We start from the raw sequence: 21,967 nt of genomic DNA on the forward strand, positions 1-21,967 counted from the left end.
CGAGTATCGCCATGCCCCGCGTCCCAACCTACGACTCCTTCCAGGTCGCCCCGACGAACCTTCCCCAGGCGCGCCTCGATGCGCCGGCCATGCCTGACATTGCCGGGCGGCAGATGCAGCAGATGGGAGAGGCTGCGCAACGCCTTGGCAGCACGATCGGCCAGGTAGCCAATGACGTCGCCCAGCAGGCCAACCAGCTGCGGGTAGACGACGCGTTGAACCAGGCTAAGGAAGCTGCGCTACGCCTGACCTACGATAAAGACAGCGGCTTCACCAACCTGAAAGGTATCAACGCCCTTGAGCGTCCGGACGGTAAGCCCCTGGCCGACGAGTACGGCGACAACCTCAAGGATCAGCTTTCTCGGATCGCCGGAACCCTGGGCAACGACACCCAGCGCCAGGCGTTCGCCATGCACTCGAACGACATCCTCACATCGTTTCGCGGGCAGGCGCTCCAGCACGAGGCCGGCGAGTTCAAGACCTACGGCCTGTCCGTCGCCGAAGGCATCCAGCGCACGGCCCTGCGCGACATCGAACTGAATTGGAACAACCCCGCCGCGGTGGATTCCGCCGTGGAGCGAATTCGCACGGAAACCTACCGGCAGGCGCAGTTGCTCGGCAAGTCGGCCGAATGGCAGGAGGCGCAAGCCCGCAGCATGACCAGTGGCGCGCACAAGGTCGCGCTGCTGACGGCCCTCGAACAAAACGATCCAGCCTACGCCGACGCCTATCTCAAGAAGTATTCCGGGCAGATGGACGGCAACGACATCCTAGCGGTGCGAGGCCACATCACAAAGGAGATGGACGTCCGCATCGGCGTAGGAGCCGCCAGTGAGGTCATGCGCCAGATGCAACCGCGCATCCAGATCGGTGAAGTTGAGCGTGCCTTCAAAATTCTCGTGGGTACCGAATCGAACAACCGCCAATTCGGCACAGACGGCAAGCCGCTGACTTCGCCCAAGGGGGCTGTCGGTATCGCCCAGGTCATGCCCGACACCGCGCCCGAGGCGGCCAAGCTCGCCGGCCTACCGTGGGACGAGAACCGCTACAAGACCGATCCGGCCTACAACCGGGCGCTCGGCCTAGCCTACTTCCAGAAACAGCTGCAGGACACCGGTGGCGATCTAGCTAAATCCTATGCCGCATACAACGCCGGGCCCGGGAGGCTGGCGAAGGCGGTGAAAGCCGCCGAACTCGCCAAGAACGACCCGAACTTCCGCGGCGCGCTCTACGACGGCCAGGGCGACCCGAAAGATTGGCGCAGCCACCTGCCCAAGGAAACCCGCGATTACGTCGCCAAGAACATGGCGGCTTATGAGGCCGGCCAGGGGCAGCCGCAGCGCCCGACCTTCCAGGAGATCGACGACCAGCTGCGCGCCGACCCTCGCCTGGCGGACAACCCGGCCCGCTACAAGATCGCCCGGGAGGAAGCCAGTCGTCTCTTCACCGAGCAGACGGCCGCCATCAAGCAACGCGACGACGATGCGGTGGCTACGGCCATGCGCGGCGTCATCCAGAACGGCGGGCGATTTTCCGATCTGCCGGCCAGTGTTCGCGCCGCCGTGCCACCAAAGGAGGTGGACAACCTTCTCGGATTCGCGCAGAAGATCAGCAAGGGTGATGATTCCACCAATACATGGCTCTACAACAAGCTGACCAGCAACCCCGATGCGCTGGCCCGCATGAGCGACAACGAGTTCTTCGCCCTACGCCGGGAGCTGTCCGAGGCGGACTTTAAGCATTTCAGCAACGAGCGCGCCAAGCTGACCGGCGCGGCGCCAGGTGGTAACGGACCTGGCGACATCAACAGCCAGGCCATCAAGCAGTCCCTTGATGCGCGCCTGCGCATGCTGAATATCGATCCGACGCCCAAGGACGACGGCGGCAGCGACGCGTCCCGCATCGGCGCTATCCGGCACTTTGTCGATCAGTACTTCATTGCCGCCCAGCGCGAGGCTGGGAAGAAGTTCACCGAAGACGCCGAAGTAGCGCAGCACATCGATGCGCTGTTCGCGCACAACGTCACATTCCGTGGCTTGTTCTCCAATTCGTCCGGCACGATGCTGACGATGAAGGCCGGCGACATACCGCCCACCGCGCGTGACAGCATCAAGGCCGCATACAAACGCCAGGGTATCGACGCACCGACCGACGCCCAGCTCCTCGCCGCCTACTGGAATATGAAGGTCACCCGCAAATGAGCAACGAATTCGACGCTGCCGTAATCGCCGCCATGCAGCCTGACCAGGGTCAAGCCGCTCGCGTTGGCTTCTCGGTTGCCGCCGATACTAATCCCGATGCCTATGCCGAAGCGCAGCGCGTCGCCCGGCGTACCGGAGTCCCAGTAACGACCGTGTTCGCCATGCCAAAAGAGATGAAGCGGCAGGCTGCGGTGATGACCATCGACTTCGATTCCCTGGCACAAACCTCGCCGGCCACCGCCGCCCTGCTGGCTGACGTGGAACGGGCCAAAATCGCCCACGACGACGTGGACAACATGAGCAGCATCGAAAATGCCCTTTCGTTCCTTGGCGGATCAGCCATGGCCGGCCTCAACGACCTAGCCGGCGCCGGCGCCAAGCTGCTCGATTCGCTCAACCCTTTCACCCTGAGCGATTCGGATGCCGCCGTCCTGTACCGCAACGACCCGGACAAACTGGCGCGGATGCGCGAGCAAAGCCCGGCCATGGCGCTGTCCCGCTTCGCCCGAGGGCGTACCCAGGCTGCTGCGCAGAACATGCAGGACATTTCGCCCGGGGCCAAGGCCACCTACGGGAACCTGAAATACGCCACCGCCGACACCGGCGAGGCCGCCTACCTGTCCCCGGTCAAGGTCGTGGGCGACGCCATCCGCTCCCTGCCGACCACGGCAGCCCTGGCATTGACCACCTACCTGACCCGCGGCGCGGCGGTTCAGGCGGAAAAGCAGGCCCTGGCCGCCGGCCTGGCGCCCGAGGCCGCCCGCGAGGCGGCAGTAGCCGCGGCCACCAACATGGCGACCAAGTTCGGGGCCGCCTCCGAGGGGGCCATCGGCTACGCGCAGCAGGCGCTCCAGACGCAGAACGACATCGAGGCGATGCCGATCGACAAGCTGGCAGCCTCCCCCGAATACCAGAAGCTGGTGGCCCAAGGGTACGACCCCAACGCCGCCCGCATCTTCCTGGCCGCTCGCGCCGGCGAGCAGGCAGGCCTTGGCGCGGGCGCCGTGGATGCGCTCACCAACGCTATCGGCGGCCGATTCCTGGGCAAGATCATTGGCGAAGGGGGCAGCCTGCTGCCGCGCATTGCCAAAGGTGCGGGTAACGAGGCCGGCGTCGAGTTCTTGCAGAGCGGCGGCGAACAGCTTGCCCAGAACATCGCCACCCAGGCCAACGCCAACCCCGAGCAGAGCCTGGCCGATGGCGTGCTGGAGAGCATGTTGCAGGGCCTCTTCGTGGGCGGGCTGACGGGCGGGGCGTTTGCCGGCGCCGCCGGGCGGGCGCGGCAAGCAGAGCAGGCCGGTCAGGGCGCCGAGCTGCTGGGGCACCTCAACGAAATGGCCGCGGCCAGCAAGGTGCTGCAACGCGATCCTGAAACCTTCGAGCAGTTCGTCACCCAGGCGGCGGAAAACGGGCCGGTGCAGCAGGTGTTCATCGACGCCAACACGCTCATGCAGTCCGGCGTGGCCGAGCAGGTGGCCGCCGTGTCGCCGGCCGTCGCGGCCCAACTGGCCGAGGCCGTGCAAACGGGCGGGCAGATCGCCATCCCGGTGGCCGAATACACCGCCCGCATCGCACCGACCGAGTACGCCCAGGGCCTGCTCGATCATCTCAAGACCGATCCGGAAGGGTTCAGCCGGGCCGAGGCGCAGCAGTACCTGCAGAGCCACGCCGAGGAACTGCGCACCGAGGTCGAGCGCACCCTGGCCGAACAGCAAGGCGACGATGCCTTCAAGCAATCCGCCCAGGCTGTGCGCGCCAACATCAAGGCGCAACTCGACGCGGCCGCGCGCTTCGTCCCGCAGGTGAATGACGCCTACGCGTCCATGGTCGGCAACTTCTTCGCGGTGCAGGCGGCCAAGCTGGGCATTACGCCCGAGGATCTGTTCCAGCGCTACCCGCTCAAAATCGCCGCCGAGCGCCTCGACGGCCCTCGGTTCGAGCAGGCACCGCCCATCGTGCAACTGGATGGCGCCGAAGTGGCGGCCCCTGATGCTGCTATTCAGGATATTCGCGCCGCGGCGAAGGACTACTACGCCCAGCACCTAGCCGGAAAGGTCGTCCGCCACCCAGGCCTTGGGGAGATTGCATTCACCAAGCGGGGCTTGAAAAAAGCGCTTTCCTCAAGCGCCAACCCGCTCAAGCTGCGCCTTTTTGCGGCGCTGCCCGATCTACTGGCAAGCGGAGAACTGGTACGCACCCAGGAAAACCGCCACGCGGAAACCCACCCCAACATCAAGCGGTACCACTGGCTGCGGGGGAGCGTGCTCGTTGACGGCAAGCCAGTGACGGTCGAGGTGAACGTAGAGGAACACGCGGACGGCAAGCTGTACTACAACCACGCCTTGCCGGGGAACGAGTATTTTCAGGAGGGGGGTGTTCAGGCTCGAGGCCCCTCAATACCGGGGGAGACTCCGGCTGCGGAACACCAGGGCGCAACCGGGGAGCACCAGACCGAAGCTATAGGCCCCGAGCCATCTGGCATCAATGTAGCAGGTTCGGCGGACGGTCTCAATCTGCGCATCCTGGAGCAAACCGCGCGCGGTGCCTTCGACCCGGCGACGCTCTCGATTTCCCTGCTCAAAAACGCCGACCTCTCGACCTTTCTGCATGAGTCCGGCCACTTCTTCCTGGAAGTACAGGCCGACCTCGCCGCCAGCGCCGACGCACCGGACAGCATCAAGCAGGACATGCAGGCGGTGCTCGCCTGGTTCGGCGTCCCTTCCTTGGACGCGTGGCACAACCTCGACTTCGAGGAAAAGCGCGCCTACCACGAGCAGTTCGCGCGCGGCTTCGAGGCGTACCTGTTCGAGGGCAAGGCCCCGAGCATCGAGATGCAAGGGCTTTTCCAGCGCTTCCGCGCCTGGCTGCTGAACGTCTACCGCGACCTGAAAAACCTCAACGTCGAGCTGACCGACGAGGTACGGGGGGTATTCGACCGCATGCTGGCCTGCAATGAAGAGATCGCTCTGGCCGAAAGCGGCCGCAGCATGATGCCGCTGTTCGCCACCGCTGAGCAGGCCGGCATGACGTCTGAGGAATTCGCCGCCTACCAGGCGCTGGGCGTGGATGCCACCAACGAGGCCATCCAGGATTTGCAGGCGCGCGGGTTGCGCGACATGCAGTGGCTGCACAACGCCCGGGGCCGCATCATCAAGCAGCTACAAGCAGAGGCCAAGACCCGGCGCGCCGATGTGCGCCGCCAGGTGGCCGAAGAAGTGAATGGACGACCGATCTATCGGGCGGACCGCTTCCTGCGGTACGGGGAACTGGAACTGCCGGCGGACGCTCCGCAGAACGTTCGCCGCGGGGCGGAACAGGCCAACCTCGACGGCGCCAAGCTGGCGCTGCCAGCCCTCAAGGAGATGTACGGCGAGGATGAAAACGCCATCTGGCGCTACTTGCCGACCGGAAAAAATGGCCTCGCTGCCAGTGAAGGGATGCACCCTGACCTCGTTGCCGACCTGTTCGGCTTCACGTCGGGCGACGAATTGGTGCGCGAACTTCTCGCCGCGCCGAAACGCGGTGAAGAAATCGAGGCGCTTACCGACGTGCGCATGCTCGAGCAGTACGGCGACCTGACGAGCGCCGAAGCCATCGAGAAGGCTGCCGACCGGGCCATTCACAACGACGCCCGGGCGCGCTTCGTGGCGACCGAAGCCAACGCCCTGGCGAAGGCCACCGGCCAGCGCAAAGTGCTGACCAGCGCCGCCAAGGAGTACGCCCGGGCGCTAATTGCCCGCCTCAAGGTACGCGACATCCGGCCCGGCCAGTACGCCAGCGCGGAAGCCCGTGCCGCCAAGGCCGCCGAGAAGGCCAGTAAGGCGGGCGACCTCGCCACGGCAGCGGCCGAGAAGCGCAACCAGTTGATCCAGGGCTATGCCACCCGGGCTGCCTACGATGCCCAGGACGCCGTGGATAAGGGGCTGCGCTACCTCAAGAAGTTCGAGGGCGACATCAAGGGCCTGGACGCCGACTATGCCGACCAGGTCGCTGCCGTACTGGACCGCTTCGACCTGCGCAAGGGGCAAAGCCTCAAGGCCATCGACAAGCGCACCTCCCTGGCCGCTTGGGCGGAATCTCAGCGCGAGCAAGGCATGGAGCCGGAAATTCCCGCCGACCTCCTCAACGAGGCATTCCGCACCTCCTACAAGAACCTGACCGTCGAGGAATTCCAGGGGCTCGTCGATACCGTGCGCCAAATCGAGCACCTGGGCCGCTTGAAACACAAGCTGCTGACGGCCGCTGACCAGCGCGCCTATGAGGCGGTTCGTGACGAAATCGCTGGCAGCATTCACACGCACGCCCAGGGGCGCGAGGCCGACACCCGCACGCCGACCACGAACATGGGCCGTGCCGCGCGGTGGCTCAAGAGCATCGGGGCTGCGCATATCAAGGCCGCCACCTGGGCGCGCGTCCTCGACGGCGGCAAGGACGGCGGCCCCATGTGGGAATACTTCGTGCGTAGCGCCAACGCGCGCGGCGACCAGGAAACGACGATGCGGGCCGAGGCCACGGCCAAGCTGTCGGCAATCCTTGCGCCGGTGTTCAAGCTGGGGCGGATGGGGGGCGCGGGACAGTTTTTCCCTAGCATCGGGCGCAGCCTGAATCGCGAGGCGCGGATTGCCATCGCCCTGAACATGGGCAACGAGGGCAACAGGCAACGCCTGCTGGGCGGCGAAGGCTGGACGCTTCAGCAGGTCGCCCCGGTGCTGCAAGCACTGACCGCCCAGGAGTGGCATGCGGTACAGGCCGTGTGGGACCACTTCGAGAGTTACCGGTCACAGATCGCCGAGAAAGAGCGGCGCGTCTATGGCAAGGAGCCCGAGTGGGTCGAGCCCCACCCCTTCGCCGTGACCACGGCGAACGGCCAGACGGTACAACTGCGCGGCGGCTACTACCCCATCAAGTACGACCCGGCCGCCAGCCAGCGCGCCGAGGAACACACCGACGCAGAAGGCGCCAAGCGGCAGTTGCAGGGGGCCTACACCACGGCCACCACGCGGCGCAGCTTCACCAAGGCACGGGTCGATGAGGTAGCCGGGCGCCCACTACTCTATACCCTGTCCGGCCTGTACTCGGGCGTCAATGACGTGATCCACGACCTGGCCTGGCACGAGTGGTTGATCGATGCTAACCGGCTGCTGCGCTCGCACACCATCGACCGGGCCATCCGCGAGCACTATGGCCCCGAGGTCAAGCAGCAGTTGAAGACCTGGGTGGCCGACATCGCCGAGGGGGACAAAGGCATCGCCGACGCTGGCTTCAACGCACTGGCACGCTTGCGCCAAGGGGTCAGCGCCTCGGGCCTAGGATTCAACGTCATGAGCGCGCTCATGCAACCGCTAGGTATCACGCAGTCCATCACGCGAGTGGGCGCACAGTGGGTCGGGCGTGGCATCGCAAAGTACATTGCACACCCGATTGACCTCACCCGGCAGGTCAATGAAATGTCTGACTTCATGGCCAACCGGGCACGCACCCGTTTCCGCGAACTCAATGAACTGCGCAACCAGGTTCAGAACATCGGCGGCGGAATTGGGAAGGTAGATGACTTCATCGGGCGCAACGCCTACTTTTTGATGATGCGCTGTCAGCAGATGGTCGATGTCCCGACCTGGTGGGGCGCCTATGAAAAGGCCATTTCCGATGGCAACGAAGAACACCGTGCCATCGCACTGGCCGATCAGGCAGTAATCGACGCCCAGGGTGGTGGGCAGGTAAAAGACCAGTCGGCGATGGAACGTAGCAGCTACATGAAGCTGTTCACGGTGTTCTACTCCTTCATGAATACCGCCCTGAACATCGGCGTGGCGCAGACCATGAGCGCAAACACACCAGCCAAGCGCGCGAAGTTGGCGGTGGATTACGCCATGCTCTACGTCGTACCAGTCGTGCTGGGCTACGCGCTCAATGCCGTACTTACCCCAGGTGATTCAGGTGACGACGACGACCTGGAAAAGCTCGCCGGTAAACTTGTGGCTGCTCAACTTGATTACTTGATGGGCCTCATGGTTTTGGTACGCGAATTCGCAGATGCCGGCAAGGCAGCGCTGACTGGTAATTACATGGGATACCAAGGGCCGGCAGGCCTGCGCGTAATTCCTGACGCTGGCAAGTTCTTGCATCAGGCGCACCAGGGTGAGTTCGACGATGCCTTCCGCAAGGCGGCCGTCAATATGGTGGGCGACCTGTCCGGCCTGCCCAGTGCGCAGGTCAACCGCACCGTGACAGGCATCCAGGCTATCAAGGAAGGAAAGACCAGCAACCTAGCCGCTGTGGTGTTCGGATTCCAGGAGAAGCGCTAGCGGTGCCCGTGCCCGTGCCCGTGCCTTTGCTCCCGGGGGATAGCCTTCGCGCTAGCCCCCAGGAGCACTCCGCATGTCGATTTCATCCACCAACCGCAAGGCCGGCCCGTACGTCTGCAACGGCTCGACGCGCCAGTTCCCCTTCGCATTCAAGGTTTTCCATGCCAGCAATGTGCTGGTTGTCATCGCCAACGAAGCGGGGGCTGAATCGCTGCTTGCGATGGGGCCTGACTATACGGTAAGCCTGAACGCCAACCAGGATGCCAGCCCCGGCGGCACGATCACGACGGTGGCCGCATACGCTTCCGGCAATACCATCACGCTGACCAGCCGGGTGGAGAATCTGCAACCTGCCACCTTGACGAACCAGGGGGGATTCTTCCCACAGATCATCAACGATGCGCTCGACCGATTGACGATCCTGGTGCAGCAGCTCGATGAGCGCCTGAGCCGAACCTTTCAGGTCAATATCAGCAGCAGTGACGACAGCACGCCGGAGAAACTGCTTTCCGATATGCGCGCGGCGGTCACTGGAGCATCGAATGCCGCTGCGTCCGCCGCCGCGAGCGCATCGCAAGCCGCAGGCTCAGCGCAGGGCGGCACTGACGGTAGCAGGCTCAATTCGAATAGCGTGTCGCTTTCTAAACTTGCCCGCGGCCCGCTGGGCAAGGTGCTGCTCGGCATGGGGCCAGGGGCCGACCTCACGTTCGGCGATGCTCCCTTCTCTACCTCGATGATCCAGGACGCCTCACTGGATCGCTCGAAGCTGGCGCCTACCGCCGTCACCAAGGTGAAGGGCTTCCCGACCCGGCAGCAGGCCGACCTCGTTTATCCGCACATGCTGGTGCGAATGATGGATGACACCCTGCTCGGATGGGGTCGCACCTACGCGATGGCCCTCGGCATCAACGAGACGGCCGACACGAATGCCATCCCGCGCAAGCCGGTGTTCAACGTCCCCATCCCCGCCGGCGTGACCGTGAAGGATTTCGTCATCGCCAACGGCTCGGCCTGGGTGCTCATGAGCAACGGCTGGGTGTATTCCTCTGGCCAGAACCAGTCCGGCCAGCTCGGGCACGGCGACACGACGGCACGTTCGGTCTTCACCCGGATCGAGTACTTCATCACCAACGGCATCACGGTCGACAAGATTTTCTGCGCGGGCTCTCGCAATGCAGTGAACTACGCTTGTGCATTCTTCCTGAATTCCGCGGGGAATGTCTGGGCCTGCGGCTACAACGCGGTCGGCCAGCTCGGCGTCGGTGACACAACGAACCGCACGACGCCGACAGCGATCAGCGGCGCGATCAGCGGCGTGACCAGCATCACCATCGGGGCCTCAAACGCAGCCAGCGTCTTCCTGCGCACAACGAACGGTACGCTTTATGCAGCTGGCGACAACAGACAGGGCCAGCTCGGCCTTGGAGACACCACGGCCCGCAGCGCTTTCTCCCTCGTGACCGGGATCAGCAACGTCGCTGAGGTCTGGTGCACAAGCTGCGATAGCCCATCGGTCGTCACTCACACCATCGCTCGCCTAACCAACGGCGACGTGTACGCCTGCGGCTACAACGGCTTCGGCGCCCTCGGCGTCGGCGACACGACCAGCCGGACAGGCTTCACGAAGATCGCCTCGCTCTCAAACATCACCTCAGTCGGCTGCTCGGGCGGCTATTACGGCTATTCCTGGGCGGTATCCAGCGCCGGCCGCCTCTACACCTGGGGCTATAACGGACAGGGTGCAGTTGGCGATGGATCAACCGTCAACCGGACCAGCCCATTCAACGTCGTCGGCTGGTCTGGCAACACCGTGCAGGACCCTCCCTTCATCGGGAAAATCAGCAAAGTTGTGGCGCACTACAGTGCGGCTAGCCATCAGCACCTCATCGTCCTCGATACCGACGGCAACCTCTGGTTCTCTGGCCAGGACTACGGCTTCTACTGTGCCGACACGGCGGCAACGTGCAGCCGCTTCACGCCGTTCCGTCCCTTCACCCTCGAAGGTCCGAACGAGAAGATCGTCGATCTGTTCTGCCACGGCGTCGACACGACCTACCGGCACTTCTTCCTGAGCAGCGACAACAAGCTCTACGCCATGGGCGACAACACCAACGGCGCCTGCAACGCCGGCTTCTCGGCGCTCCCCGCAATCGTGAAGAGCATGCAGCGCGTGCCGATCTGACCAGAGGCCCACAACCATGACCCGCTTCTACTGCGCCCCCCTCGACCGCATCGGGGCTTTCACCTACCCGAACCTTTCCGACACCGGCACCATCACCCACCTGGGCGACCTCGACGGCTGGCGCTACTTCCACGTCGACGACGGCGTACCGCTGCCGACCGCCGAGGGTGCCAGCTTCCAGCCGGTGGAGCTGACCGACGACCTGGCCGCCCGGCTCCGCGCCGAGGCCCCGGCCTGTGCTCTTCCCCTGATCGTGACCGATGGGGAGCAGCGCGCTGAACACAACGCCCCCCTGCTTGAGCAGATCGCCGAGCTGGAAGCCCGGCAGGCCCGGCCGCTGCGCGAACTAGCGCTCGGCATCGACGGCGCCCGGGAACGCCTCCTGGCCCTGGACAACCAGATTTCTGCCCTGCGCGGGCAGTTGGAGGCGTGATGCCGGAAAAGGACCCGACCACCTACGGCCTGCTGACCTATGCCTGGATCGCCGTTCTCTCCGCCTGGGGTGGTGTCGTGAACTGGATTCGCAAGCGCAAGGCCGGCGACACCCGGCCCTTCAACTTCATGGAGCTGGTCGGCGAACTCATGACCAGCGCCTTCGCCGGCGTGCTCACCTTCTGGCTGTGCGAGGCGGCCGGCATGCAGCCCCTGGTCACCGCCGCCCTCGTCGGCATCAGCGGCCACATGGGCAGCCGGGCGATCTACCACATGGAATCCTGGGCCGAGGCCCGCTTTGCCAAGAAAGGAAGCTGCTCATGATCAGCGCACTGTTTTCGTTCCTCGGGGGCGCGGTCTTCCGCATGATCTGGGGTGAGGTGGCCGCCTGGCTGACCGCCGCCCGGGAGCACAAGCGGGAAATCGAGCTGATGCGGGAGCAGGAGAAGATCGACGCCGCCCAGCACGAGCGCAACCTGGCCGCCATCCGGCTGCAAGCCGACCTGGGGGTAAAGGTGATCGAGGTCCAGGGGCAGATGCGGGTGAGCGAGATCGAGACCGAAGCCTGGCTCGACGCAGTGAAGGGCACCACCCAGGCAACCGGGATCTGGTTCGTTGACCTGTGGAACGGCCTGATCCGCCCGGCCGTGGCAACCTGGGCCGTATTGCTGGTGACCGGCAACTACACCGGCTGGTGGTCCATCGACGACCGTGGCTGGGAACTGTGCGGCGCCGCCCTGGGCCTTTACCTGGCCGACCGGGCCCTCTTCAAGCGCGGCAAATGAGCCGCTTCGACACCTCCCTGCTTGCCCGGGCCGCGGCCTGGGTGACCGGTGGCCCCCAGCCGGCGGCCGAACCCGGCCCGCAAGCGGCCTTGCTGCCCACAACCCCCGACCCGGTGGCCGTGGCGGCCGCCCTGGCCCGGCGTTTCGAGGGGCTGTTCCTGCGCCCCTACCTGTGCCCGGCCGGCGTGCCCAGCATCGGCTACGGGGCCACCTACTACGAGGACGGCGCCCGGGTCACCCTGAAGGATGCGCCGATCACGACCAAGCGGGCCGAGGCGCTGCTGCTCTGGCACGTCCGCGCCGTGTACTTGCCGGCGGTTGTCCGGCTGTGCCCGGGGATTCGCAACCCGAACCGCCTGGCGGCCCTGATCGACTTCGCCTTCAACCTGGGGGCCGGCCGGCTCCAGGCCTCCACCCTGCGCAAGAAGGTCAACGCCCAGGCCTGGGGCGAGGTGCCCGCCGAACTGCGCAAGTGGAATAAGGCCGGTGGCCGGGTACTGCGGGGGCTTGTGTTGCGGCGGGAGGCTGAGGTGGCCCTGGTGGCGCTTTAAGGAACGATCAGATCGCCCTGAATATGCGCTGTAAGCGTTTGTTTATATTGATGCGAAAACGTCATTTTTAGGGCGTGTTTGACTAGGCCGTAAATTCTATTAACTCTATGATATTAAATGGGAAAGCTGAATACTCTAGGCTTGGCATGGCCTGCACGGTGCATTAGGCATCGCTGACCGGTATGCACGAATGTGCCCCGGTTTGTCGGCGGAAGTCAGCCTGTTGTCATCCTCGCGCTTGTTATCTGCAGGATCTTCCGGCGTTGCGTTCACGTCATAAACGTCGTGAAAGATTGGTGTGGCGATTGTTTCACCGGCAACGCGTGTCGGCGGGGCATGTTTTTAGTTCTGCGCCATCTTGATCGTTTGGCTTCTTATATCGTGAATGGGGCGGTCGGTTGTTGCTTTGGCAATAAAAACCTAAACAGCGGCAAATGCAATTTGTCATAATTTCAGGTTTGCTAGCCGCTTCATGCACGCATCGATTGGCAGTTCATGTGGCATGAGATTTTAAGATACCGATAGTCATGCGCCACTCCCGTGCTTTTTATCCCATTTCCCTTCGCCCTTCGCCCCTGTCCTGCGCGCTGCTGCTCGCTTTTGCAACGCCACTGACGGGGGCGGCCTTCGCCCAGGGCAGCCTTGTCGACCTGGGCAAGCTAAACGGCGGTACCTTTTCCCAAGCGTCCGGTGTCAGTGCGAACGGATCGGTAGTGGTGGGCACTGCCGACGATGGCGCATTGGGCAACGCGCGACGTGCCTTTCTCTGGACTGCGTCCGGTGGCATGGTCAGCCTCGGTACCTTGAACGGTGGCACGGCTTCCCAAGCTGCAGCTGTCAGCGCTGACGGCAGTGTGGTGGTGGGGGGCGTCACCGACGGATCGGTGGGCAACTTGTATCGGGCTTTTCGGTGGACTTCGGGCGGTGGTTTGGTCAGCTTGGGCAGCCTAAACGGCGGTTTTTATTCTCAAGCGTCCGGCGTCAGTGCCGATGGTTCTGTCGTGGTGGGGTATTCCGCCGATGGCGCGGTAGGCAACGCAACCCGGGCCTTCCGCTGGACCCAATCCGGCGGCATGGTCAGCCTTGGCGTGCTCAACGGAGGCACAACTTCCTATGCCTACGGTGTGAGCGCTGACGGCAGTGTGGTCGTGGGCACCGCCAACGACGGGGCGGCGGGCAACTTGCCCCGGGCCTTCCGCTGGACCCAGTCCGACGGTATGACCAGCCTTGGTGCGCTCTACGGCGGTGTATCTTCCTTCGCGCTTGGTGTGAGCGCCGACGGCAAGGTGATCGTGGGCACCGCCAGCGATGGGGATGCAGGCAATGCGGATCGTGCTTTCCGCTGGACCCAGGCCGGCGGCATGGTCAGCCTGGGGGCGCTGAATGGCGGAGCACTTTCCAATGCCAACGCTGTAAATGCCGATGGCAAGGTGGTGGTGGGCTGGGCCACGGATGGGGCTGCGGCAAATGCAAGTCGCGCGTTCCGCTGGACCCAAGCCACGGGAATGCAGAGCGTCGAGAATTGGCTGCGCTCCACCGGCGTCACGGTGGCTCAAGACATCACCAGCCGCGCGACCGGCGTCAATCAGGACGGTAGTGTGGTGGTGGGGAACACGCAAAACAATACTGCCTTCATCGCGCGCGCCTCAAGCGGACTCATCACCCTGCCCGACGTGGCGCGCAGCCTGGCCGGCACCACCCAAGGTGCCGGCATGGCGCTGTCGGCTACGGGAGTGCTGCTCAATGGCGCCCATAGCCGCCCGTTGATGCGCCGGGTTGCAGAGGACAAGAACACCTTCTGGCTGGCCGGTGACTGGGGGCGGGACGACCATGGCGCCCGGGACGGCGATTTTGGCTTGGCCGAGCTTGGCCTGGGCCGCAACTTCGGCCCGGTGCAGCTGAACGTTTCCCTTGGCCAGACCTGGGCGAAGCAGAAGCAGGTACAAAACGGGCGCACCCAGGCCGACGGCACCTACCTTTTGGTGGAGGCGCTGCTGCCGGTGCACGGTGATCTTTGGGCCGTGCTGGGCGGCTACGGCCATTGGGGCTCGGCTGAGGTGCGGCGCGGCTATCTCAATGCTGGCTTCCAGGACTATTCCAGCGGCAGGCCGGACACGGATACCTGGGGGCTGCGCGGCAGGCTGGAATGGGATAGGGCCTGGCGGCTCGGTCGCGCCGAGTTCTCGCCGTACGCCGACTTGAGCTACAGCGAGTCGAAACTCGCCGCCTACACCGAGACCGGCGGCGGCTTCCCGGCCCGCTTCGACGCCCGTACGGATACGGCCACCGAACTGCGCCTCGGCATCAATGCCGCCAAGCCCCTGGATAACGGCCTGACCCTGACGGGGGTGTTTGAGGCAGCCCACCGGTTCGAGAAGAATGGTGCGGCCACTTCGGGCCAGATGCTTGGCCTGTTTGCCTTCAACCTGCCTGGAAAGGACAACCAACAGGATTGGCTGCGCGTCGGTGCCGGCCTCGAAGGCAATCTGGCCAGCGGCAAGGGTTCCCTCTTCCTCAACCTCACCACCCGAGGCGAGACCCCCAGCGCTTGGCTGGCCGCCGCCTGGCAGAAGGCGTTCTAAGCAAGCGCCGAGTTTCCTGCAATTTGGCCGTTTCCACGTAACGTCGGGCAGAGGCCTGCGCTGCGGCTGGCCAAGCCGTGGCGGGTATTTCAGCCGCTCGCCACCAGCCTGGTGGCCAAGCCCAGGGCGATGGCCGCCAGGGGAGCGATGCGCATGAACACCGCGGCGAATGCCTCGGTGGGGGAGCCGCTACAGCCGGTGTGGGCCTGGGGCGGGCCGATCATGCGGATGAACAGGCCGAAGCGCTCGATGACGGAGCCCAGCGCGATCAGGGCGATACCGGCCCACGGCCGGTTCCATTTCTCCGTTGTCAGGCCACGTCTTCTGATCTGGTGAACGCGGTGCATGCCCCTTGCTTTGCGGCGTGATCATGCTTGCCCGTGACGTCCGTCACGATGGCGGTGACATTATTTCTTTGGGATTGAAACATGGCGGCAGAATCGCCCGTTCGGTGCTCCGGCGGCGATTGTCCGGGCACCGGGGTTGTCCCTTCCGCTTCCGCCGCACGCCCTGCGGCCCATCCAAGGAAACTGCAATGCCGAAAAAGTCCGCCCGAGCCGACGTCACCGGAAAACGCCACAAAAACCTGCTGCGCGAGACCATCGTCAAGAGCGTGCGCATCACCCGCTACGCGGTGAAGGACGGCAAGCCCGACGAGAGCTGGCCGGTGCTGACCACCGGCAAGAACCTGGCGTTCATCGAGATGGGCGTGACCCTCTGGCATTTCGACATCAAGAACCGCCACGCCCTGGTACCGGCTGGCGAAAAGCCGCCGATGGTGGCGGCACGGGCTCGCTGGTATTCCGCCCAGGAGGCGTTGGAGGCGGGCATCAAGGTGGTGAGCGGCAGCAGCGCCAACGTGTTCGGGGCCATGGGAACCCTGCTGGTGCCGGACGGTTTCCGTATCCCCACGGTGACCGCCACGCCGGAGAACGTGCGCTATTACGGGCTCCAGCTCATCCCCACGGGCAGCGATTTCAGCGTTACCTCTGACCGCTACCAGACGGCTTTGATGCAGTACGACTACACCAAGGACTACAAGAAGGAATTCCTGATGAAGAAGCACGGGGGCGGCGGCATCTTCGTCGAGACCCACGACTTTCCCCACATCCACATCCCCACCTCGGAAGCCTGCGGCGGCTACATCGTTATCGGCAAGCAGGTGGGGGAGGACGAGTTCCACTTCACCGCCTTCCAAATTCCCTACACCTATGCCCTGTACACCCCGTCGAACACCATCCACGGCGACGGCACCCTGGTCGGCGAGTATGCACTGACCGTGGCCGACTCGGCGCTGGCGGCGGCCGATACGGTGCTCATGTACAACTGGGACACCCTGGAAATGGCCCGGGGCGTGGTGCCCGACTGGCGGCCCTGACGCGTTGCTTTATTCCGCTTTTCCCCGCATTTAGGATTCGCCATGGCCAAGAAGTGTCCATCCCCCGGTGACGACCGGGTCACCCACCTGCCCGGCATCGGCCGGTTGAGCGATACCCAGTTCGCCGGTTATGCCGCCATCGAGCAGCCCCCCAAAAGCGGTAACGGGTACAAGGCACCGAAGGCGCCGCAATCCCCAGACCCGGCGCTCTTCTACTGGTTTGCCGGGCCCGAGGACTACACCCGGCACCCCGTCATCCTCTGGTCCAACGGCGGGCCGGGGTCGAGCAGCCTGTGGGGTTTCTTTATCGAAAACGGTCCTTACGTGTTCGCCGAGCAGGCGGACGGGCAGTTCGCCATAGCCACCAATCCAGACGGCTGGAACCGCCGCGCCAACTACCTGGTGTTCGAACACCCCCTGGGGGTGACCCTGTCCTTCCACGACGATGCGGCGACTCTGCCGCAGAACGTGGAGGAGGGCATCGCCCAGCTTTACCAGGCTCTGCTTGGCTTCTACGCTCGCCATCCGGAACTGCTTGGTAACCCGCTGGTTCTGGCCGGCGAATCCTACGCAGGGACCTACCTGCCCCTGCTCGCCAGGGCGATCCGCGACGGCAACGGGCGGGACGGCAACCCGGTGCTGGATCTGCGCACGGTGGTCCTGGCCGATGCCTGGGTCGATCCCATGGTGCAGATGGCCACCGATACGACCTATGCCCTGAACCACGGCCTGATCACTCCCGGGCAGAAAGTGTGGCTGGACGAGAAGTACCGGCACAACTATCCCCAGATCAACCAGGCGATCCAGCAGTTGTGCGGCCTGTACATGGCCAACATCGCCCAGAGCGCCGACCCGCCCTTCCAGCCGGTGCTGGACTACATCAACCGGCCAGACGTGCGGGCGGCCATCCACGTTGGCAGTGCAGTGCCGGTCACTGCTTCCTGGTCCGAGGCCATCGCCAATTTGTATGCCTTCGGGGTGAACGATTCCTATGCGGCCACGGTCCAGCAACTGTTGGAGGACGGTCTCCAGTTCATCGTCGTTTCGGGCTTGAACGATGCCAAGGATTGCAATTTTCTCGGCACCGGAGCCTGGCTCGACCGCCTGGAGGGGGACGTGGCGCAGCGCTTTCATCATGCCCAGACGGAATTGTGGAAGAATCCGGCTGGCGATGTGCTGGGCTACGTCCAGGACGGCGGCGGCCTGAGCTGGATCAAGGTGCTCAACGCCGGCCACCTGGCGGTGCGGGACCAGCCGCGATTGATCGATCTGCTGATGGCAATGAGTCGTGCCTGGCCGGTGCAGCCGGGCAAAGGCAAAAGACGAAAGCGCAAGACGACGCCGATACCCTGACCGGCGTTTTCGATGGGGGCTGTATCGTATGTCAAAAGAAGAAAATTTGGCCGGAACCTCCGGTGCTGCCAAGGGCACGCTCGAAGCCATCGAGCAACTCCGGCGCAACGACGACCTGGGCATCTACAAGACCCTGCTCGAATCGACCAAGGCGATCCCCTGGAAGATCAACTGGGCGACCAAGCAGTTCGACTACATCGGCCCCCAGATCGAGGAGCTGCTCGGCTGGCCCCAGGGCAGCTGGTTGGGGGCCATGGATTGGATCGAGCGCATCCACCCGGACGACCGGGAGTACACCGCCAACTTCTGCATCCGCCAGTCGGAAGAGGGGGTGGATCACGAGGCCGACTATCGGGCCCTCAAGGCCGACGGCAGCTACGTGTGGATTCGCGACGTGGTGCATGTCATCCGCGACGCCAATGGGGCGACCTCCGATCTGGTCGGCTTCATGTTCGACATTTCCGAGCGCAAGCGCATGGAAGAGGAGCTGGTGGCCCTCAACCGCAAGCTCGTTGCTTGGTCTTTGCAGGACGACCTGACCGGTGCGGCCAGTCGGCGCTTGTTCGACCAGACCATGGAAAGCGAATGGCTGCGCGGCCAGCGCAGCCAAGAATCCTTGTCCCTGGTGGTGTTCGATATCGACAACTTCAAGCAGTACAACGACCGCTATGGCCACGTCCAGGGCGACCAGTGTCTGGCCCGGGTCGCTGGGGCGATCCGGCTTCTGCCCTGGCGTTCCACCGACCTGCTGGCCCGTTACGGAGGAGACGAGTTCGTTCTGGTGCTGCCCGAAACCGCGCTGGATGCCGCGCAGCATCTGGCGGAAAAATGCCGGGCCGCAGTGGCCAGGCTCGCACTGCCCCATGAAGGCTCTGCCCACGGGCAGGTCACCATCAGCATGGGGGCGGCGGCGTTGGTGCCCCAGGACGACATGCGCTATACCGCCCTGATCGAGCAGGCCGACCGGATGCTCTATCAAGCCAAGAAAAACGGCCGTAACCAGGTCTGTGTCGCCTGAGGGCGGTAGGTCTGGCGTCAAGAAAACAAAAGCCGCCGTGAGGTGGCTTTTGTTTTTGGCGGCGGGGTGAGGCGACCGTAGGGGGGCTTAGCCGCCCGCCACGAACCAGACGGCCAGCCCCAGGGCGATGGCTGCCAGCAGGTAGTTCACCACCGGGCCGAGCCAGGTGGCGTAGCCCCGGGGGATTTCCGGGGCGGACAGGTCCCGGGTGAAGCGGCGGAATTGCAGGGCCGAGACGAAGGCCACCAGGGCGCCGATGAGCATGAATACCACGCCGAACACCAGTGTCGGGTGGCCACTGCCGCCGCCGTGGGCCGGGTTCGGGCCGATCATGCGGATGAACAGGCCGAAGCGCTCGATGACGAAGCCCAGGCCGATCAGGGCGATGGCGGTGCGCTGCCAGGCAAGCAGGGTGCGTTCGGCGGCGAAATAGACCCGGGGATCGTCGAGGTAGGACATGGGGCGTCAGTGGACGGGGGAATCGCTGGCCGATGGCCGGCGCTTGTCGGCGTACATGGCCGTGTCGGCGTAGGAGATCAGTTCGTCGGCATTCAGTGTCGAGTCGTGGCCACGCAGGGCGACGCCGATGCTGAGCGCCAGGTTCACAGGCTTGTGGGCCACGGTTTCCACGGCGGCCACCGCCTCCTGGATCTTCCGGGCGAGGCGCTCGGGCGAATTCGGATCGCCATCCAGTCCTTCCATGATGATGGTGAATTCGTCGCCGGCCAGGCGGGCCACGGTGTCGGTGGCCCGGGTGTGGCTGGTGAGAATGTCGGCGATGGCGCGCAGCACCGCGTCGCCGAACTTGTGGCCGTGGGTGTCGTTGAGGGTCTTGAAGCGGTCGAGGTCGATGAACAGCAGGGCGATGTTGGTGCGCTGGCGCCGGCTGCGGGCGATCGCCTCGTTGAGCTTGAGCATGAAGGCCCGCCGGTTGTAGAGGTTGGTCAGGGAATCCCGGGTGGCCTCCTCGAGCAGGCGGGCTTCGAGCTGCTTCTGCTTGGTGACGTCCATGGACAGCAGATAGAAGCCGACGGCGTGGCCGCTGGGGTCCAGGTCGGGCACCAGGGTGGTCTGCACCTGCATTTCCTTTTTCTTTACCTGGAAGTGGTTTTCGAACACCACCTGCTCCCCGGTGAGGGCCCGCATGGCGTAGGGCTGGGCGCGGCTGAAGGCTTCATCGCCGATCAGTTCGAGCATGGAGAGGCCGACGACCTCGTCCGGCGCCAGGCCGAACCACTCCTCGTAGGTACGGTTGGCGAACTGGTAGCAGAGGTCGGCATCCACGTAGGACAGCAGGGCCGGGATGTTGTCGGACACCATTTTCAGGCGGTGCTGGCTCTTTTCCAGCATCAGGTTGGCCAGTTCCAGCTCGGCGGTGCGCTCCTTGACCTTGTATTCGAGGGTGGATTTGGCTTCGAGCAGGGCCTTTTCCATGGTCTTGCGCTCGTTGATGTCCTCGACGATGGAAATGAAATGAAGCGGCTCTCCCCGCTCGTCGCGCATCAGGGTCACGTTGAGCAGGATCCAGACGATGTTGCCGTCCCGGGTCAGGTAGCGCTTTTCCAGGGCATAGCTGGAAATGTCGCCGTCCAGCAATTTTTTCACCAGGTCCAGATCGATCTGCAGGTCCGCCGGATGGGTGACCTGTTGGAAAGTGGTGGCCAGCAGTTCTTCTTCCGGATAGCCGACGATGTCGCACAGGCGCGGGTTCACCCGCTGCCAGCGACCGTCCAGGGAAACCATGGCGATGCCGACCCGGGCGGCGGAGAAGATGCTTTCGAACAAGGCTTCGGAATGGAGCAGATCCCGGGTCGTCTGCCGTTCGAGGAAGATGATCTCGATGCGCTGGAAGTAGCGCTCCACCAGGTTGGCGAAATCGACCAGGGAGACGCGGTCGTCCTCCGACAGTTGCCGGGGGCGGGAATCGACCAGGCACAGGGTGCCGATGGGCAGACCGTCCAGGGTATGGATCGGCTGGCCGGCGTAAAAGACCACCCGGGAGGGGCCGGTGACCATGGGGTTGTCGCAGAAGCGCTCGTCCTGGCGGGCGTCGGGCACCACCAGCATGCTGTCCTGGGCGATGGCGTGGGCGCAGAACGAATAATCGCGGGGCGACTCTAGGGGCGTCAGCCCTTCCCCTTGCTTCGACTTGAACCAGTCGCGTCCCTTGTCCACCAGGGATACGAGCACCGTGTCCACGCCGAACAGGCGCCGGACTTGGCGGGTGATGCGGTCCAGTTCGTCGCAGGGGGGGGTGTCGAGCACCTGCAGGCGGTACAGGGCGGCGAGCCGCTCGGTTTCATCGGCGCGGATCGGCGGAATGAGCATGGTCGAATCCCGGAAAAGGGCAGGGGCATACTGCTATGCCCGTCGCGACGGATGGGAATGCCGGTGGATGTCCCCCACGTTACGCCAAGCCGCGCGGGGACTCAATTTCGGCGTGGTGGCAGCGGCATCGGCAGGCGTGCGGCACGAAACCGAAAATTCGGGTGTAGGCTGCCTCGTCCACCAGTCCCGTGGTGAGAAACGTGGAGAACGTGGAGGGTACGGCCGGACCCGGGGATGCGCGAGGCATTGTAACAACGGGGCCAGGCACCACGGTTGCGCAGGCGGGCCCGGTGGTAAGCTCCGGGTCGCGCCCGCCAACCTTTGGGCACCCTTGCCATTCCGCCGCAGACCGACCATGGAACGCTTCACCATATCTCTTGACGCCCAGTTGGCCGAACAGTTCGACGCCCTGATCGCCGCCCGCGGTTACAGCCACCGCTCCGAGGCGGTGCGCGACCTGATCCGCGCCGCCATCGAGAGCGACCGGCAGCGCCAGGCGCCCACGGGCCACTGCGTCGCCAACCTGTCCTACGTCTTCGACCACCACGAGCGGGAGCTGGCGGAACGCCTGACGGCGGTGCAGCACGACCACCACGACCTGATCGTGGCCGCCATGCACAGCCACCTGGACCACGCCAATTGCCTGGAGTCGGTGATCCTCAAGGGCCCCACCGCCGAGGTGCGGGCCTTCGCCGACGCCCTGATCGCCGAGCGGGGCGTGCGCCACGGAGCGCTCAACGTCATCGCCACGGAAGTGGACGGAGGGCGCGACCATCGCCACGGCGGCAAGGCGCACCGCCACGCCGACGGCGCCGCCCACGTCCATTACCGTCCGGCCCGCTGAGGAGCGCC

At 64.6% G+C, this 21,967-nt stretch carries 15 protein-coding genes; 12 read left to right on the forward strand and 3 right to left on the reverse strand.

What is annotated here, in order from left to right; genetic code table 11:
• Nucleotides 1-11: 11 nt before the first annotated feature.
• From V7Z98_RS10515 to V7Z98_RS10550, 8 genes are all read left to right on the forward strand, one after another.
• Nucleotides 12-2,201, forward strand: coding sequence for a transglycosylase SLT domain-containing protein (locus tag V7Z98_RS10515; protein ID WP_334157924.1), 2,190 nt, complete (start codon nucleotides 12-14; stop codon nucleotides 2,199-2,201).
• On the forward strand, nucleotides 2,198-8,506 hold the full coding sequence (locus V7Z98_RS10520) for a hypothetical protein (RefSeq protein ID WP_334157925.1): 6,309 nt from the start codon (nucleotides 2,198-2,200) through the stop codon (nucleotides 8,504-8,506). Before V7Z98_RS10515 ends, V7Z98_RS10520 begins: the two co-directional genes overlap by 4 nt.
• 73 nt (nucleotides 8,507-8,579) lie before the next feature.
• Nucleotides 8,580-10,688 (forward strand): hypothetical protein, encoded by a 2,109-nt coding sequence (locus V7Z98_RS10525; protein ID WP_334157926.1) that lies wholly within the window; start codon nucleotides 8,580-8,582, stop codon nucleotides 10,686-10,688.
• A gap of 16 nt (nucleotides 10,689-10,704) precedes the next feature.
• Nucleotides 10,705-11,121, forward strand: a complete 417-nt coding sequence (locus tag V7Z98_RS10530) for a hypothetical protein (protein WP_334157927.1) — start codon at nucleotides 10,705-10,707, stop codon at nucleotides 11,119-11,121.
• Nucleotides 11,121-11,444 carry a phage holin family protein gene (locus tag V7Z98_RS10535; protein ID WP_334157928.1) on the forward strand — a complete coding sequence of 108 codons (324 nt, stop codon included), beginning with the start codon at nucleotides 11,121-11,123 and terminating at the stop codon, nucleotides 11,442-11,444. Before V7Z98_RS10530 ends, V7Z98_RS10535 begins: the two co-directional genes overlap by 1 nt.
• Entirely contained in the window at nucleotides 11,441-11,905 is a 465-nt protein-coding gene (locus tag V7Z98_RS10540) for a hypothetical protein (RefSeq protein ID WP_334157929.1), read from the forward strand. The genes V7Z98_RS10535 and V7Z98_RS10540 overlap by 4 nt, the downstream gene beginning before the upstream one ends.
• Nucleotides 11,902-12,456, forward strand: a complete 555-nt coding sequence (locus V7Z98_RS10545; protein ID WP_334157931.1) for a lysozyme — start codon at nucleotides 11,902-11,904, stop codon at nucleotides 12,454-12,456. The genes V7Z98_RS10540 and V7Z98_RS10545 overlap by 4 nt, the downstream gene beginning before the upstream one ends.
• A 527-nt stretch (nucleotides 12,457-12,983) precedes the next feature.
• Nucleotides 12,984-15,038: an autotransporter domain-containing protein gene (locus tag V7Z98_RS10550; RefSeq protein ID WP_334157932.1), complete on the forward strand. Its 2,055-nt coding sequence runs from the start codon at nucleotides 12,984-12,986 to the stop codon at nucleotides 15,036-15,038.
• Between the two features lie 89 nt (nucleotides 15,039-15,127).
• Here V7Z98_RS10550 and V7Z98_RS10555 read toward each other — a convergent pair whose 3' ends face one another.
• Nucleotides 15,128-15,385, reverse strand: a complete 258-nt coding sequence (locus tag V7Z98_RS10555; RefSeq protein WP_334157934.1) for a hypothetical protein — start codon at nucleotides 15,383-15,385, stop codon at nucleotides 15,128-15,130.
• Between the two features lie 188 nt (nucleotides 15,386-15,573).
• Here V7Z98_RS10555 and V7Z98_RS10560 point away from each other — a divergent pair, with 188 nt between their 5' ends.
• The 3 genes from V7Z98_RS10560 to V7Z98_RS10570 are packed head-to-tail and all read left to right on the forward strand — an operon-like array spanning nucleotide 15,574 to nucleotide 18,787.
• On the forward strand, nucleotides 15,574-16,416 hold the full coding sequence (locus V7Z98_RS10560) for a hypothetical protein (protein WP_334157935.1): 843 nt from the start codon (nucleotides 15,574-15,576) through the stop codon (nucleotides 16,414-16,416).
• A gap of 42 nt (nucleotides 16,417-16,458) precedes the next feature.
• Nucleotides 16,459-17,769, forward strand: a complete 1,311-nt coding sequence (locus tag V7Z98_RS10565) for a S10 family serine carboxypeptidase-like protein (protein WP_334157936.1) — start codon at nucleotides 16,459-16,461, stop codon at nucleotides 17,767-17,769.
• Nucleotides 17,770-17,815: 46 nt separating this feature from the next.
• Nucleotides 17,816-18,787, forward strand: a complete 972-nt coding sequence (locus V7Z98_RS10570) for a GGDEF domain-containing protein (protein WP_334157938.1) — start codon at nucleotides 17,816-17,818, stop codon at nucleotides 18,785-18,787.
• 87 nt (nucleotides 18,788-18,874) lie between these two features.
• Here V7Z98_RS10570 and V7Z98_RS10575 read toward each other — a convergent pair whose 3' ends face one another.
• On the reverse strand, nucleotides 18,875-19,246 hold the full coding sequence (locus V7Z98_RS10575; protein WP_334157940.1) for a YidH family protein: 372 nt from the start codon (nucleotides 19,244-19,246) through the stop codon (nucleotides 18,875-18,877).
• Between the two features lie 6 nt (nucleotides 19,247-19,252).
• Nucleotides 19,253-21,115, reverse strand: coding sequence for a diguanylate cyclase domain-containing protein (locus V7Z98_RS10580; protein WP_334157941.1), 1,863 nt, complete (start codon nucleotides 21,113-21,115; stop codon nucleotides 19,253-19,255).
• 355 nt (nucleotides 21,116-21,470) lie between these two features.
• Between V7Z98_RS10580 and nikR the strand changes: the two genes are divergently transcribed.
• Nucleotides 21,471-21,959, forward strand: a complete 489-nt coding sequence (gene nikR, locus V7Z98_RS10585) for a nickel-responsive transcriptional regulator NikR (protein WP_334157942.1) — start codon at nucleotides 21,471-21,473, stop codon at nucleotides 21,957-21,959.
• Nucleotides 21,960-21,967: the final 8 nt, after the last annotated feature.

It is taken from the genome of Oryzomicrobium sp. (assembly GCF_036820405.1).
In the GTDB taxonomy this organism is placed as follows: domain Bacteria; phylum Pseudomonadota; class Gammaproteobacteria; order Burkholderiales; family Rhodocyclaceae; genus Oryzomicrobium.